We start from the raw sequence: 14,221 nt of genomic DNA on the forward strand, positions 1-14,221 counted from the left end.
GCGAGGCGCGTGGCGATCCGCCGGATTTCCTGGATCGACCAGCGGATCAATTGCCGGTTCTGCGCGTTGTGGGCGGCCTCGTTTTTGGGGGCGGCGCGGCATTGGCATGGTGTCGGATCGCCGCCATCATGGCGAAGGCGAGCATGACCAGCGAGACATGGCGATGCCATCCATGCCAGGAGCGGGTTTCGTTGTGGTCGAGGCCGAGTTCGTTCTTGGCGGTCTCGAAGCTGTCCTCGATGGCCCAGCGATGCCCCTCGACGGCCACCAGCTTTTCCATGGATGTGCCAATCGGACACCATGTCGAGAAGAAGGCAAGATCGCCATCGGCGATGTTTCGGCGGATCAGCAGCCCGCGTGTCCAGATGCTGGCGAAAGCCGCGTCGAAATCATCGGAATCGAGATCGGCGAGTTGGAGATAGGCCCAATCGTGCAGTCGCGCACCCTTGGTTCCATCGCCTGCCGACAGCCGTCGCCAGGCATTCTCAGGCAAGGCTTCAGCGATGTCCTTCGCCGTTCCGGACACGGCCAGCGGCTTGTTCCATGAGCGGAAGGGATGATTGGCATTCACCCCGAGCACATAGCCCTTCGCGGCACGTTTGAGTGCCATCTCGATATCGCCCACGCCATAGACGCTGTCGGCCGCCACCCAGGAAAACGGCACGTTCGAAGCCATCGCCCGCTCGATCATCGTGAGCGCCAGTGCCGGCTTGGTGGCGAAGCGAATATTTTCCGGCACATGGGCTGCCGCCAGACGGTCCCGGTCATCCGTCCAGGCCTTTGGCAGATAGAGCGCCCGGTCGACGAAGGCATGACCATGCCGGGAGACATAGGATGCGAACACACCGATCTGGCAATTGGTGATCTTGCCCGCCGAACCCGTATATTGTCGAGCGACCCCGCAGGACGCTTTGCCCTGCTTCAGAAAACCGGTCTCATCAAGCACGAGGACGGCATCGGGATCGGCCAGCGTCTCGAGCGCGTAATCGCGCACGATGTCGCGCAGTGCATCCGCATCCCAGCGCCCGCGACCTAGGATCGCCTGTTGCCGCCAGGGGCCCGGGTCGCCTGCCGCTTCCGCACGCATCCATCCTGTCTTGCGTCTTTCTTCCCCCAGCAAGCCGTCCAGAAACTGTCCCGCCGATGCTGCCACACGCTCCTGCGTGAACAGCGGCCGCATCCGCGCCTTCACCTCCCGCAACGAAGACGCCCAAAGTTCAAGCGTCGCCTCAACAGATGCACCTGTCATCCATGACCTCCGAATCATGGAAACTCATGGATTCAGACGCCATCAGAAAATGCAACTGTAATGCTAGACACCGTGAGGAAGCCGCGATTGACGGCCACATGCAAGCCACTGCTAGAAAGATCGACCACGCGCAGCATGGTCGCTTGCTTACCACCTTAGCGTGCAAGCTGCTCTGCAAATTTTTATCTTTGGTTAACTCTGATCCTCAAGCCACCAAGGCCCGGGATCGAACACCCGGCCGATATCGTCAACGCGGACCTGCCGCGCGCGCAATTTTTTCAGCCCACCTGCCGTTGGCGACACATACTTGAACGGGTCGCTGGCGCTCGCATCGCGTGACTTCAGCGATCCCGCCTCGTTGTGCTCCGCCAACGTTATCTGACCGTTCAGACCGAACTTCACAACACGCATCACACGGCGGCCGTTCTCGTTCTCGATGGCGACGGCGTCTCCTTGTTTCAAGCTGAGTATCTTCTTTGCGGTAGGGTATCGAGACCGTGTTGGGGACCGCCAATCCGGCTGATGGGCGTCGAAGGTGGAAACGACCTCTGTGATCCATTTGCCGTCAGGTAGGCGCCAAACATCGAAGCTGTGATTGCTGTCGCCTTTATAAGCTTTATATGCCCGCCCCCGACGGTCACGCACAGGTATCGTATTGAGCGGCTCAATGATCCGCACATGACGAATGCCTTTAAAAGTGGCGTCGTTGCCTGCGAATTCCGCGACGGCCGCCTCAAACGCCTTGCCGTCAAGGTCGCGCGTGGCCGTCCACAGCCGGTCGCGCAGTTCGGAGTGGCCGTGTGCATTGCCGCGAATTTTCATGATATCCGCCGGTTTTTTGATTTCGGTGATTGGGATTCGGTGTACAACCAAATCGTTGCCTTTCTCATCCTTTTCACCCGTCAGACCGTAGGCTGTATCGTTGTGCAGTTTTCCCGCGGTCTGCCCGCGACCCTCCGCATGGCCGGCGTCGCGGCCGACTGTTCCATGATCAAGCTTGTGAGAAACGGTAATGCCGTTGATGGCGACACGCACATCATCGCGGAAGTTCGACCATGGCTGCTCGACGTGCTCAACGACGCGTTCCGCGCCCTTTTCCTCAGCCTGCGCAGCGGCCGTAGACAGTTTCTGGATCAGCGTACGCGAGGTGCATGCGATCACGACAGCATCAATGGCGTGATGGCGGTGATCGAGCCTGTTCTTGCGCTTGGTCAGGTCGCTATCGACCAGATTGTGGTCGGGTAGCAGCTCATTGAGGCTCCATTGTCTGCGCAGCATCTCCGTCATGCGGCCCGGCAGGGCGCGCACGCGGGAATGGCGTTTGAAAACGCCATCCAGATCGGCTTCCTCGAAGTCGTACAGATGTGCCAGGTAGGTTAGCGCCAGGCGCGACATATATTGCATATCGGTCAGTTGCCGAGCAAGAAACCCCCCTTCCTCACCGAAGCGTTCCATCGCGTCTTCTGCGAAGCGCCATTGCTTGTTCTTTGGCAGGTGGTTCGCGCGAGCGAGAATGTCGGAGTACCTTGCCTTCCACTGCGGTACGTCGGCTGGTGCTCGGTTTTTCTTCTCGCGGTTGCAGGCCGTGCAGCACAGCACCTTGTTGGCTTGGCTATCATCCAGCGTCTTCGAATAGGGTAGGATGTGATCCACATCCGTCTCACCATTGAAGAGCATATGGCCGGCAATTGCCTTGCCGCAATAGATGCAGGGCCGGTTGAGCGGCTGATCCGGGTTGGTCTCCTCCCAAAGTTTCAGCCGGAGCCGATTGTAGCCCGTATCGGCCACTTTGTGGATGTCGGTCAGTTCGGTGGACCGCCGTCGTGCTTCCTTTGTGTTCCTTCCGATGGTCCGGTTGACTTCTTCGCGCTGTCTCTCGTTTAGCTTCAGCTCTCGGCCGACTTCGATAGCGATGCGGTCCGGCTTGCCGTGCTTGGCGATCAGGGCGTTCACGACGCGGCGTAACTGGTTGAGCGCAATATGCACCGTAGGGTTTGCTATACGGCCCATGCGTTCGTCGTAGGAGGCGTCCGGTTCCCCGGTTCCGGGGGGAATGTGGCGATCCAGCACTTCTTGGTAATTCGGAAGCTTATCGGTGCCCTTTCGGTTTGGATCGGCTTCGGAGTTGGTCCGGCCGTAGACAGAAATGGCAGCGGCGGTCTCGGTGATGACGAAACCGTCTTTATCTGTCGTGTTCTCCATCGCATCAATGAGCGCGGTAAGAGCCGAAAGACCGAGCCGACCGAAACCGTCGGGGACCGGTGAATCGGCGACTGCGCGGGCATGCGCCGCATCCAGTCCTGTTGCCGATTGCAGCCACTGGACAAGCGCTTTGTAATCGTTTTCCGTGCGCATCCTTTCCGTAACTGCGGCCTGGTCAGCCATCGGCAAATCCGCCCAACGATTACCAAAGCAATCCGGCCGCGACATGGAAAAGTAAATCACGTCGCCCAGCAGGTCATTGCGGTTGTCCGATTCCTTGTTGAACCGGATTTCCTTGCCGAGACCAAGTTGCTTCTTCAGCTTGGAGAATGGTGCTGTGCCCCGCTTATTCAGACCGGTACGTAGTGCCAATATCAGGGTATCGCGCTGACTACGTGTCAGCTTGACGTGCTGCTGGTCTTCGCCGACAATTTCGAGTTCGTTGACTTCCTTCAAGAGTCTGAACTTCTGGAACATCGGATGCGCCTTTGGCAGCCGACTTTCCGCCGGATTGTAGGAACATTTGCCCGGCTGCACCGACTTAAGCGGACGCTGGTAAAAGATCACTTCGCGGATGTTGTCGATCACGGCGTCGGACAGCAGGTCCTGATGAAAGCGTTTCTGGCTCTCCATCATCCTGTCGAACTCATGCTCCAGTGCGGCGCGGGATGGATAAAAATCATAACCTTTACCGTCGGCGGTCATACGTGCACGCACTGAGAGGCCGTTTTGGCGGCGCATGTACAGCCACTCGCCGAATGTTCGCGCCTTCTCTTCCATCATACGTGTGTCCAGAGCATTGATGGCTGTCGCAATCTTGCCCTGTTCGATATCGTTGCTGTCGGTCTTGCGGTTGGACTTGAAGCCGCGGCGCTGATTGAGCTGAAAGACAGCCCGGCCGATCTCATGCGGCGTAAGTGCCTTGTCGAGTGCACGGGCGCGTAGCGCATAGACGGACGCCGAAAGATCGCCGCCGGCGCCATCCTCATGCTCGCGGATCAAGGCCTTGCACGCATCAATGTTGGAAGGCATCAGGCCGCACTCTATAAGGAGGCGCAGCAGGCGTTTGCGGCGCTTTAAATAACGGTCGCGCCGTCGCCGCATACCTCGTGCTTCGCGCCGAGCGACGGCAAGTGATGCCTTGGACTGAGGATCACGCCCGGCCATCTCCGCTTGCGAAAAGATGCGCACGCCGCTGTCGATGAGACGTCCTTCACCGCCCCCCTCTGGTTCGCCGCGCGTTTCGATAACCGCCCAGCCGAGCGAGTTGGTGCCAAGATCAAGGCCAAGTGTTTTGATAGATTCACTCAAGCAACTGACTCCCCCTCAGATACTTATTAGAGTTGACTATTCAGCGCGCACAGGCAATAGTCTTTTGGTTCAGAAATCGCAGTCCAGCCGTTAACAAGCTGAGATATGCACCAGATAAGGCGCTCGCTCCGGCGGGCGCTTTTTCGTTATTTTGTGTCTGAATCGGAATGAATGGCGCATTTTCAAGCCCTTGCGAGCCAGCCGGTGAGCATGCGGATGTGAGCGATGAAGACCCAGTCATCAGCGGATGTCATTAACGCCGCATTGTCCCGGACTGCATGTGGACGGTCTCCAACCGGCCACTTTGGCGCAATATCATATTCCACCATGACCCTGCCCTGGTGAGACACTTCTCCGAGCTTGATTTGTGTCTCACACAAGTTGCCATTGAATTTTGAGACGGAATTCCCACATGTTCATAGGGATCAATGAGACACAAGGAGACCGCCATAAGCACCCACGCGATTGTCGGCTATGCCCGAACTTCCACCAACGATCAAAAAGCCGGCCTCGACGCCCAGCTCCGCGAATTGAAGCACGCCGGCTGCACCAAAATCTTCCAAGAAGAAATCTCATCCGTCGCCACATCCCGTCCTCAATTGGACGCCGCGCTGGACTATGTTCGCGACGGTGACGTGTTTTTAGTTGCCAAGCTGGACCGCTTGGCACGGTCCGTTGCCGATCTGGTGACCATCACTGAACGCCTGAAAGCGAAAGGCGTGGCACTGCGCATACTCAACATCAATCTTGATACGGGAACACCTACGGGAAAGTTGATGTTGAACCTGCTCGGTTCAATTGCCGAGTTCGAACGCGAGCTGATGCTGGAACGCCAGCGGGAGGGCATCGCCAGGGCGAAGGCGGAGGGCCGATATAAAGGCCGCGCTCCGACAGCACGGGCAAAATCGGATGACGTGATCCGAATGAAGAAGTCTGGCACAAAGCCTACCGACATCGCTGCCCAACTTGGGATCAGTCGCGCCAGCGTCTATCGGATATTGAACGAGCATTAATTGTTTCCCGAAATGCATCTGTGCTTTCCGCTCGAACACGAGCGCTTAACCCAATACGGATTTCAGCCTCTGGTAATTCACGCAGCTTCCGGTCTTTAGAGCATCTATGTTTCGCAAGAAGCGTAGAGGTTGCGACATGCTGCACGCTGATCAGACGTATAGGTTTGACCTGACTACGCGAATTTCGGATGGGAGGGTAATTTCGGATCATCGAGGTAGGGCTTATCGTTGATTTGATGGGGAGAGGAACATATGATTTTTTCGGAATTAGGTCTCAATTCTCGATTAAATTTTATGTTTATGGTGAGGAGGAGTAAATTGTATAGATCGACATTAATTGCACTGTTATGCACTTTTATAAGCGCTACGAAGTGTCTTTCCGGTGAATTTTACTACACATCGGAGATTGATAGGCTTACTAAAGAAGAAACAAGTCAACTTCTATACCATGAAATTGACGATATCGAAGGGATATTTTCGCTAACAAAATTTGAATTTGCGGTAATGCCAATATACTTCTTTGAATTAAATTATCTTAATATAGAAATTAGCATATATTCATCACAAGACGATTCCGGCATCCCGTATGAATGGGATGTATCCATAAATGAAGAAACGTCGGAGCCAACTTATTTTACAGATTCTAGATGTGTGTGGAATACACGGAGAGATGAAGTTATAGATGCAAGATTGTTTTTTGAACGATATATTAACGTTGCCAATTTTATGCTTGGTGTATTTGATAGAGAAGACCCTAATAGCGGTGATGAGTTCGACTCAATTATGACAATGTCATTAGCTTATACTATTCCGTGGGTAATCTCGGTGAAAAAATACTATCCACTAACCTCTCTCGCGTGCGAACTGAATCTAGAGGGTGGGCGCAAGCATTACATAGAATATAATTTTCTAGATAGCCAATTTCAAAGCTTTTTAGGGGATCAAGATAAATACTTTGCCGGCGTTTTTGCTACCAATAATTAATATTTCCTCGCTCTAACCGGCATCTATATTGATGTAGTATTCTGTGATTGGCGCTAATATATGTTATATATTTTTTATTGTTAAATAGTAATATTTTATATATTTTTATACGCGAAATCTAAACCATCCTGAATTCGTTTCAGCCCTCTCTTTTGCATCTGGATTAATTCCTGCTTTTTGTAGCCGTCGCTATTAATGCCCTCGGCAAACTGCTTCTCGGCGATCTTGACCACCAGCGGACCCATTCGCTCCATCAGCGCGCCTATCCTATCGCGCTCGTCGGCGAGATACATGCCGGTATTCCATCGCCGATCACAAATCTCGTTGACGATTGTCTGGTCGTCCCGATTGTAGAGAACACTCAGGAGAATTGGAGTCGGTATCCCCTCCGCCATCCGCGTCAAGCGCTCCAGCTCCGCTGCCATTTCTTTTTTTGTTGGCATCAATGTCGATCCTCCCTTTGTCATGCATGCGGGAGACCGGAGATAACGGCGCTCCTGCCGGCTTCCCCTGTGTTCCACATAAGCACTAAATCGCCGTACCGACCTTTCCCGCGCATTGCATTGATTTCCATTCGTCCCAAGTCCACCGTCGAAACCGATAAGTCGTGGTCGATACTCCAGTCCGAATCCGCCCAAGCCCGGCGACATCGTCGTCATGGACAACCTGTCCAGCCACAAGCGGATAGCTATCCGAGAGAAAATAGAAGCGGCGGGCGCAACGCTTCGGTTCCTTCCGCCCTACAGTCCGGACTTCAACCCCATCGAAAAAGCGTTCTCGCGCCTGAAAGCGATGCTCAGAAAGGCAGGCGAACGCACCGTGTCCGGCCTCTGGAGCCTAATCGGCAAATTGGTCGATATCTTCCAGCCGAATGAATGCGCCAACTACTTCAGGTCCTGCGGATATGACCCGGAATGATCGGAAAACGCTCTAGCCCGCTGTGATCGTTATATAGCGTTTTGAGACCCACCCCGACCTGCAGTAGCCTTCGTATTCTATCCGCTGTTCTATAGGTGTTGTTACACCACAACCGCCTGAACCATACACGATACCAAACCAGCCATCGACTTCATCGCATAAGAAAACGCCGGTTGCCGCTCCCAACCTATCAGTCTCAGCAGAGTCGCTGGACGGGCCTGCACGTACCGAAAGATAGTTGTCTCCCTGCGGATTCAGACCGGACACTTCGCCGTTCCCACTGCATGCATCCCACTCGATACTCCCACCAACCATTACCGGCGAAAACGAGTTACCGAGGTCAATCGAACTGCCCGAAGAGCGATCTGCGCTGTAGGGATTCCCAAGAACCGTTACGGCCAAGCGATTTCCTACGTTGTTCGTGCCGTAAATGGAAACCTGAATGAGGACGTATCCATCGACAATCATTCTAACGGCCATCGGATTAAGTTCACCTTCGCGAAGCATTCGCTCCGCAGCACTGCGATTGGCCAATGAATTGAAAAAACTGTCCGATTCATCGTATTCATCGCGGATATCAAAGCGATGAAAGTTTGCACGATCCTGACGAATTATTTGCCACGCTTTCGTCAGTCGAGTTCCGCTTGAACTATATAGATCAGCCTCGTTTATATAAGCATTGTATTTGGAAATTAGTTCATCACTAATTGAAATTGATGGTGTTATCATAAACGTACATAATGACAAATAGAGCATTATTAATAAATTTGATATCTTGAAATTCATAACAAAAAACTCCCTATTCAATCTTATCAACCGAGTTGGGGCATAATTCGTCATACGCTATTAATCTTTCGAAATAGCCACTTGCAGAATAGTTTCCAAGATATTCATCATTTTCAAAGCTCCACAATAGGTGCCTTGGATCACCAACATCGCTTTGATTGCTATTTAAGCCATCAAATCGCAATTTTTGTCCAAATGCATCCTGAAATTCGCCGTTCTTACAATTTGCCTCTATATGATCTGCTATAGGTAGCGCCATTTCCTCTTGAATGCATTCCTCTGTAACCTTACCAACGTAGTCGCGGCAGAAATTGATCGCGTTCTGTCGTGTGTGTTCAATCACAATTCTAGCTGAATCACTTCCTAAATTTTGACGGGATATCACAGTAACGTCCATCCCAACTCTCGTGCCATAGGGGATTAAGTCGCGTCCATCATTCTGTACGTCATCAATTCCCGCCCCCGCAAACGGATCATCATTTTCTGCGGTCGCAAACGGATCGACCTTCTTCATGCGTGTGTCGAAGCATTGCTTGACGGCATTGGTGGCCGCTCTGGTTCCCTTCAGGGAGAAGTCGTCAATCTTGGTATCCCCGAAGAACACCTCCAACCGCGAGGAACGGGCATAATCCTCGATGAAATCGTCTCTCAGCCCAACTGACTTCAGACCGTTTTCAATCCCTACATCCTCTCCGGTCCATGTCCGTCGTCCATCGAAGACGTACTTCATGTCGTAGGTCTGGTCGGGTTTAATCGACGCCCATTTGTCGTTGGTCATCATTATTGACCAATCGCCGGTGGTGCCAAATTTTCCGATAAAAAACCGCGTGCCGCTCTTGTACGAAGCAGTAGCAAAACAAGCGCCATCATCGGATGAGTCATAAAAGAATTCCCACGCGCGGGTGCTTTCAATCAGTTGGAGGTTCGGTCCAGCGGAAGGCTGAGCTGAAGCTTGCCCAGCGACGAATGTGGTTGAAATCAACAGCGCAGCCAAAACGCTTTGCAATGACACCAGCATTGAACGCCTCCCTCAACGAAGGATGCTTCCACGGTGATTTCTGAAGGTCAAGGTTTCGATGCGGCAGCGAAATGGAAGCAGCGAGCGAACAAGGTAGGAAGTCATTCGTGCGAGGGATCAGAGATATGCACTCTCTTGCCGGCTTCTCCCGTATCCCACATGAGCACCATTTCTCCATAATTGCCTTTGCCGCGCATCGCGTTGATCTCCCGACGACCCAGGTCCGCTGTCACAACTGAAAAGCCGTGGTCGATACTCCAGTCGGAATCCGCCCATGTGTTGATGACATCGACCAGCACGGCCTCTCCCGCTTCGATGTCTCGGTACTCCTTTTCCTTGCTCGAGAATGTAGCCATCTCGTCGTCATCCTCGGTTTCGAAGCCAGCCGAGCTGCAGATCAGGCTTTCGACCGGCGTCTCGCCCATGTTCAGGAAGTAGACCAGGACATCGCAATCGTCGCCGCTTTTCGAGACAAGCATGAAGCGGGGTGTTCTCGTCTCCTTTGTGTAGGTTGACGGCGGCAAGTTCACGTAATGGGGCGGTGCCCATCGGTAATCGAAGTTTTTGATACGCGTTTCATAGTTCACGCATTCCTCCTTTCTCGTTGTTGAAATTGCTGCGGTCGGGACTACGACCGCCGTTCAAACCGGATCGGCGAACGGCGGCATTCCACGTGTGAATGCGTGGCCGATCCTTGCCGCGGTCGCATGCGTCGCGACCGGATTTCCATGTCGGACGAACTGGACGGCGTGATCGGGGCTGTCATTGATATCGAAACCACAGGCTGGCCGGTCGCAATCTCGCAACCGGCCAACCACCCATAAGCAGGGGAAGATACAGGCTCGTTATCGAGTCAACGGAGCCATCTTTCCGTTCATATTGATGATGCCGCCGATATGTCGTTCGGTCCTGTGATCCCGAAACCTTGACTTCGAAGACTTCGATGAACCGGTCGTGCTGGTGGTGACAACTTGTCCGACCGGACCGTTGTTCGGGGCAATGATTTCCGGCCTGACTATGCGACCGACGACGGTGCCTTGGGTGCACTCCCCGACGGTACCGCCGCCGGCGTCACAGACGATGTCGTTGTCGCCAGGGTAGTCACAAGCTGCCGTTCCTTTCGTGAACACGGGCTTGCCCTGATCCATTTCGCAGACTTCAGCCCATTCGCTGTAGGTGAAGCCGTCTTGATCGGCCTTTTTCGTTTTACCCTTTGCCGAAACAGGGGCGACGAAGACGCTTGATGCGAGAAGTGCGAGAGCGATTGTTCTAAACATGATGATGTATCCCTTTATCTGAGGAGCGGTAACCGGCGCTTAGCGATGGTCCCGAATGGTGACGCGGTGATCGCGAATCTTCTTCTTCGTGCGATGGTCGCGAACAACGACGTTGGACGGCTGTTCGACGTCCGAGGTCGAAACGACGACAATGGTGTTGTCGCGCTCGTCTTCAGCGTTGTCGCGATGATCGCGAACGAACACCTTCGAGCGATGGTCACGCACTTTCGGCTTGATCACGACGACCGTGCTTTCGCGTTCTTCAGCATCCGGCTGATCCCGATGATCGGTCGTTTGCTGGCGATGGTCCGTGACGTTGTCGGAGTCAGGTGATTGGAACAAGCAAGTGTTCAAACCGATGCAGACATGCGTGTCTCCGATGTCGAAATCGACGAGACCGTCGGCTTTAGAAGCATTGATTGAAAGAACGGCAACGCCGAATATTGCCGTGGCGGTTATTCTGAGTTTTTTAAAAGATAAAGCGTTCATGTAACCTCTCCATTGATTTAAACAGAGCTTATGTGCGCTAATCCTCAGCAGGTGTGTGATCGATCACATGACAGAAGTTTCACCCGCTCGGAGAGATATTAGACTCACATCGTTTTATGCTTCGGCGATGTATCGAACATTCCAAGTTCATGCGGTTACGATGACGGTGGAATGCAAGGGTTCGAAGAGCCTGCCGCACGCCTATGAACGCAGAGGAAACGGGCTAGCGGCACGACACTTTGTCTTCGAAAGTCGGTCAAACCGACAAGCTGCGTCCACCGACAGACACGTTCGCCTGCCCAATCCTGACGGCCTCATCCAACTCGGCGACCGGATCACCATCGCGATCAAACACGACCGCATGATCAGGGCTGTAGTTCACAACAAAGCCGGTCACGAGACCGAACGCCGGGACGCCTTCGGGCAATTGCCGGACGACTTGTTTGACGAAGGTAACCGGCGACGATCCCTCGTCGAAATCGATGCGCAACAGCCGATCCACGCCAACGAACGCCGCGGCAAAGATCGGGCTTGGGATCGTCCGTTCGGTCAGGATGACAGCGTGTGGTTTGAAGCTCGCCCGGTAGCGTCGATCTGCCTCGTCTTGCACAGCAGCTCGGGTTTCGGCGATGGCTTCGTCCACGATGGCGATATCCACTTCCAATGCCATCGCCAGCTTCTCCCGCAGGATCGCGGCCATGCGCATGTCGCCGTTCATGATGTCGCCGAAACGGCGCATACCCTTGTTGACATTGGCATAGCCCATCCGTCGCACCAGGTCGGCACGACGAATGCAAAGCTCGTCGAGACGCCGCTCGATCAAAGCCGACAGGGGATATTGGTGTTTCACTGACTGGTCCCGCTTTAGTGCTTGCCGGCGCACAATCTGGGTTCAAATGCCGAACGCTGGATGCGTATCTAAATCATATATCATCCCGCATTCCCCGGATAGATGCCGTTTTCAGCGACCACTGAAGCGTGATAATCTTGTTACTACAATGGGTTAACCGTGATGGAGCGGGCATTGGTGGCGAACGCGACGGGTGAAGCGCAATTCGGGTCTCTGCGGCTCCAGTTTGACCGCACGGTGAAGGTCGCGTTTCAGGGTTCCTCCATCAGTTCGGATGGCCTGATCGACGGGCTTCGCGATCCGCCATCAGGGGCAGCATGCACATGACCGGGCACGCACCAAATCCGCGATATCAAAGGATGGCGACGGGAAAGCTGTGTCCGGCGCATGGCCAGATCAATCCGCTAACTGCCAAGACAACCGACTTGGCCCTGCCACGCGCCAAAGTGCATCAGCTAAAGCGAACCACAGCCGAAAAAGAGCTTGGAGAACCGCTACTGGCGCTCTTACCATGCTAAAAGGCGATCCAAATGGGCAATGCCGGTTAAAAATTCCGCGCCAAAGAGAACGGCTGGATGCACTGGAAAATCGACGAATATGATGGAATGCGATTACTCGGGACGTATTCGGCTCCCGGAAACTTGCACCCAACGGAGGTTGAGCGGATTCTATGCCAGCTCGCGGCAAGGCATTTAAATCCCGAAGAAGTAATTGGCGCAAATCTCAGAACGGGCATGCATGGCAAAACGAGGTTACTCCAAGTAACTAGTGACAAAGGGGTGATGCAGATTGGAGAATGCCCATTCTTGACAGCCCGGAAGGTGGGAGGGGAACCATGAAATCGCCCTTTGCTGTTGCAACCATTTTCCTGCTGCTAATTTCGCTGCCGGCCACTTCACAAGCACAATCTCTTTCCCAAGAACGCCTTCGTGATTGGGAGTTCAAGTTTTATGCCTGCAAACACGTCGTTATGAACGCTGCAATTGTTGTGCGCTTGATGGCGAAGCACCAAATCACCGACCAAGACGGCATCACGGAAATGCAATCGCAGCTTGGATCAGCATTAGCGAAGTCCACAACTGAGAGTGAAGAGCTCTTTCAGTTTACCAAAGGTGAAGCATGGTTCATTAGCGGCCTCACTTTTGCGGTTGTGTCAGGCATGGTTTCTGGTGGGTTTGAACTTTCTGATCTGCAACTCATACGGACCGGAAGCGACATCTGCATCCACTCCATTGATAGCATGGCCCAGTGAAGCCCGAGCAAGGGGAAAATTGATGTGGACTGGAGCAATTATTGGCGCAGGTTTCGGCGTTGTCTTTTACGCGTTTCGAAACGGTGGCACACTTCTTATGCGCGATTTGCAGACCAGCTTTGGCATGGCGCTTGGTCAAGCGATAGCGCATATGATCGTCCCCAGCCTAACCGGCTTGGCTATCGGCGCATTACTTACATGATTTCAAACTGACCGGGTGACTTCCGGATGGGTATCTAGTGTTAAAATTGTCAGCCGAATTGGGTAGAAAGTGTCTACGAAGGTGGCGAGATGTTTGGCGGAGCACGGCGCAGAGCGACAGAACACGTGGTCCAGTCAATCCGACCACTTATCGCAATTTACCAGAGCTATAGCGGCTTACCGGCTGGCTTTTGGCGTGATGAGTTTGTTCTAGGCTTCATCGGATTCATGATTAGCTTTCACGCCAATGTCACGTCAGGTGTTAAGCTATCTACGGCAGATAAGGGCCACCTGTTATATGACGTGCTTTCGGCGATTTCGAATATGAACGGGCAGGCAATCGGTCGTGAATACACCCAGCTCGCGACCCAATTTCCAAAGAATCCAGACTTCGAGAAGGGCGCAGACAATGCAGCGATTTGTGCATTCGCATCTATCGGGAAAATGAGCCCAGAAGGCCGACCATACTATGACATGGCAAAGGAGTTGGCTGATGCACAAGGGACGCCCGATGACCTTAGCGCAATAGGCGGTTTCCTCCTTCACATTCTCTTTTATCAGCCACTTAGAGAGCGATTCGGAACAGATTGAGCATAGGCCCGTAGGTCTACGAGGGGTTTATCGCGCGACATCTCACCCGCCGGATGTACCAACGCTTGGTCCACCTATGC

General features: G+C 53.6%; 14 protein-coding genes and 1 pseudogene. 6 read left to right on the top strand and 9 right to left on the bottom strand.

Annotated elements, in window-relative coordinates; translation table 11 throughout:
- Window positions 1–46 precede the first annotated feature (46 nt).
- Entirely contained in the window at window positions 47–1,267 is a 1,221-nt protein-coding gene (locus tag ACQK2M_RS02530; protein ID WP_425416491.1) for an IS701 family transposase, read from the bottom strand.
- A gap of 174 nt (window positions 1,268–1,441) precedes the next feature.
- Window positions 1,442–4,762: a type II CRISPR RNA-guided endonuclease Cas9 gene (cas9, locus tag ACQK2M_RS02535; protein ID WP_425416492.1), complete on the bottom strand. Its 3,321-nt coding sequence runs from the start codon at window positions 4,760–4,762 to the stop codon at window positions 1,442–1,444.
- Window positions 4,763–5,190: 428 nt separating this feature from the next.
- Between cas9 and ACQK2M_RS02540 the strand changes: the two genes are divergently transcribed.
- Both ACQK2M_RS02540 and ACQK2M_RS02545 read left to right on the top strand, forming a co-directional pair.
- A complete protein-coding gene (locus ACQK2M_RS02540) occupies window positions 5,191–5,775 on the top strand; it encodes a recombinase family protein (protein WP_425416493.1) in 585 nt (194 codons plus the stop codon).
- Between the two features lie 318 nt (window positions 5,776–6,093).
- A complete protein-coding gene (locus ACQK2M_RS02545; protein ID WP_425416494.1) occupies window positions 6,094–6,759 on the top strand; it encodes a hypothetical protein in 666 nt (221 codons plus the stop codon).
- A 95-nt stretch (window positions 6,760–6,854) separates the two neighbouring features.
- Here ACQK2M_RS02545 and ACQK2M_RS02550 read toward each other — a convergent pair whose 3' ends face one another.
- Window positions 6,855–7,202 carry a hypothetical protein gene (locus tag ACQK2M_RS02550; RefSeq protein ID WP_425416495.1) on the bottom strand — a complete coding sequence of 116 codons (348 nt, stop codon included), beginning with the start codon at window positions 7,200–7,202 and terminating at the stop codon, window positions 6,855–6,857.
- Window positions 7,203–7,398: 196 nt separating this feature from the next.
- On the opposite strand from ACQK2M_RS02550, the pseudogene ACQK2M_RS02555 reads away from it, so the two are divergent.
- A pseudogene (locus tag ACQK2M_RS02555) lies at window positions 7,399–7,677 on the top strand (transposase); the annotation flags it as partial.
- 12 nt (window positions 7,678–7,689) lie between these two features.
- Here ACQK2M_RS02555 and ACQK2M_RS02560 read toward each other — a convergent pair.
- From ACQK2M_RS02560 to ACQK2M_RS02585, 6 genes are all read right to left on the bottom strand, one after another.
- Window positions 7,690–8,463 carry a hypothetical protein gene (locus ACQK2M_RS02560; RefSeq protein ID WP_425416496.1) on the bottom strand — a complete coding sequence of 258 codons (774 nt, stop codon included), beginning with the start codon at window positions 8,461–8,463 and terminating at the stop codon, window positions 7,690–7,692.
- A gap of 13 nt (window positions 8,464–8,476) precedes the next feature.
- Window positions 8,477–9,481 carry a hypothetical protein gene (locus ACQK2M_RS02565; protein WP_425416497.1) on the bottom strand — a complete coding sequence of 335 codons (1,005 nt, stop codon included), beginning with the start codon at window positions 9,479–9,481 and terminating at the stop codon, window positions 8,477–8,479.
- Window positions 9,482–9,582: 101 nt separating this feature from the next.
- Window positions 9,583–10,068: a hypothetical protein gene (locus ACQK2M_RS02570; protein ID WP_425416498.1), complete on the bottom strand. Its 486-nt coding sequence runs from the start codon at window positions 10,066–10,068 to the stop codon at window positions 9,583–9,585.
- 258 nt (window positions 10,069–10,326) lie between these two features.
- Complete coding sequence (locus tag ACQK2M_RS02575; protein WP_425416499.1) at window positions 10,327–10,758, bottom strand: hypothetical protein; 432 nt, start codon at window positions 10,756–10,758, stop codon at window positions 10,327–10,329.
- Window positions 10,759–10,797: 39 nt separating this feature from the next.
- A complete protein-coding gene (locus ACQK2M_RS02580; protein ID WP_425416500.1) occupies window positions 10,798–11,100 on the bottom strand; it encodes a hypothetical protein in 303 nt (100 codons plus the stop codon).
- A 403-nt stretch (window positions 11,101–11,503) separates the two neighbouring features.
- A complete protein-coding gene (locus tag ACQK2M_RS02585; protein ID WP_425416501.1) occupies window positions 11,504–12,097 on the bottom strand; it encodes a hypothetical protein in 594 nt (197 codons plus the stop codon).
- Window positions 12,098–12,932: 835 nt separating this feature from the next.
- Between ACQK2M_RS02585 and ACQK2M_RS02590 the strand changes: the two genes are divergently transcribed.
- The 3 genes from ACQK2M_RS02590 (at window position 12,933) to ACQK2M_RS02600 (ending at window position 14,141) form a co-directional block, all read left to right on the top strand.
- Window positions 12,933–13,349, top strand: coding sequence for a hypothetical protein (locus tag ACQK2M_RS02590; protein WP_425416502.1), 417 nt, complete (start codon window positions 12,933–12,935; stop codon window positions 13,347–13,349).
- 22 nt (window positions 13,350–13,371) lie between these two features.
- Window positions 13,372–13,551 (top strand): hypothetical protein, encoded by a 180-nt coding sequence (locus ACQK2M_RS02595; protein WP_425416503.1) that lies wholly within the window; start codon window positions 13,372–13,374, stop codon window positions 13,549–13,551.
- A gap of 89 nt (window positions 13,552–13,640) precedes the next feature.
- A complete protein-coding gene (locus ACQK2M_RS02600) occupies window positions 13,641–14,141 on the top strand; it encodes a hypothetical protein (RefSeq protein WP_425416504.1) in 501 nt (166 codons plus the stop codon).
- Window positions 14,142–14,221 lie beyond the last annotated feature (80 nt).

It is taken from the genome of Oricola indica, assembly GCF_965227485.1.
GTDB lineage: Bacteria > Pseudomonadota > Alphaproteobacteria > Rhizobiales > Rhizobiaceae > Oricola > Oricola indica.

Excerpts from the sequence above, each read along its gene's own strand:
- ACQK2M_RS02530 (WP_425416491.1), bottom strand. The coding sequence starts at position 1,267 with ATGATTCGGAGGTCATGGATGACAGGTGCATCTGTTGAGGCGACGCTT.
- ACQK2M_RS02540 (WP_425416493.1), top strand. The coding sequence starts at position 5,191 with ATGAGACACAAGGAGACCGCCATAAGCACCCACGCGATTGTCGGCTAT.
- ACQK2M_RS02550 (WP_425416495.1), bottom strand. The coding sequence starts at position 7,202 with ATGCCAACAAAAAAAGAAATGGCAGCGGAGCTGGAGCGCTTGACGCGG.
- ACQK2M_RS02560 (WP_425416496.1), bottom strand. The coding sequence starts at position 8,463 with ATGAATTTCAAGATATCAAATTTATTAATAATGCTCTATTTGTCATTA.
- ACQK2M_RS02565 (WP_425416497.1), bottom strand. The coding sequence starts at position 9,481 with ATGCTGGTGTCATTGCAAAGCGTTTTGGCTGCGCTGTTGATTTCAACC.
- ACQK2M_RS02575 (WP_425416499.1), bottom strand. The coding sequence starts at position 10,758 with ATGTTTAGAACAATCGCTCTCGCACTTCTCGCATCAAGCGTCTTCGTC.
- ACQK2M_RS02590 (WP_425416502.1), top strand. The coding sequence starts at position 12,933 with ATGAAATCGCCCTTTGCTGTTGCAACCATTTTCCTGCTGCTAATTTCG.
- ACQK2M_RS02595 (WP_425416503.1), top strand. The coding sequence starts at position 13,372 with ATGTGGACTGGAGCAATTATTGGCGCAGGTTTCGGCGTTGTCTTTTAC.
- ACQK2M_RS02600 (WP_425416504.1), top strand. The coding sequence starts at position 13,641 with ATGTTTGGCGGAGCACGGCGCAGAGCGACAGAACACGTGGTCCAGTCA.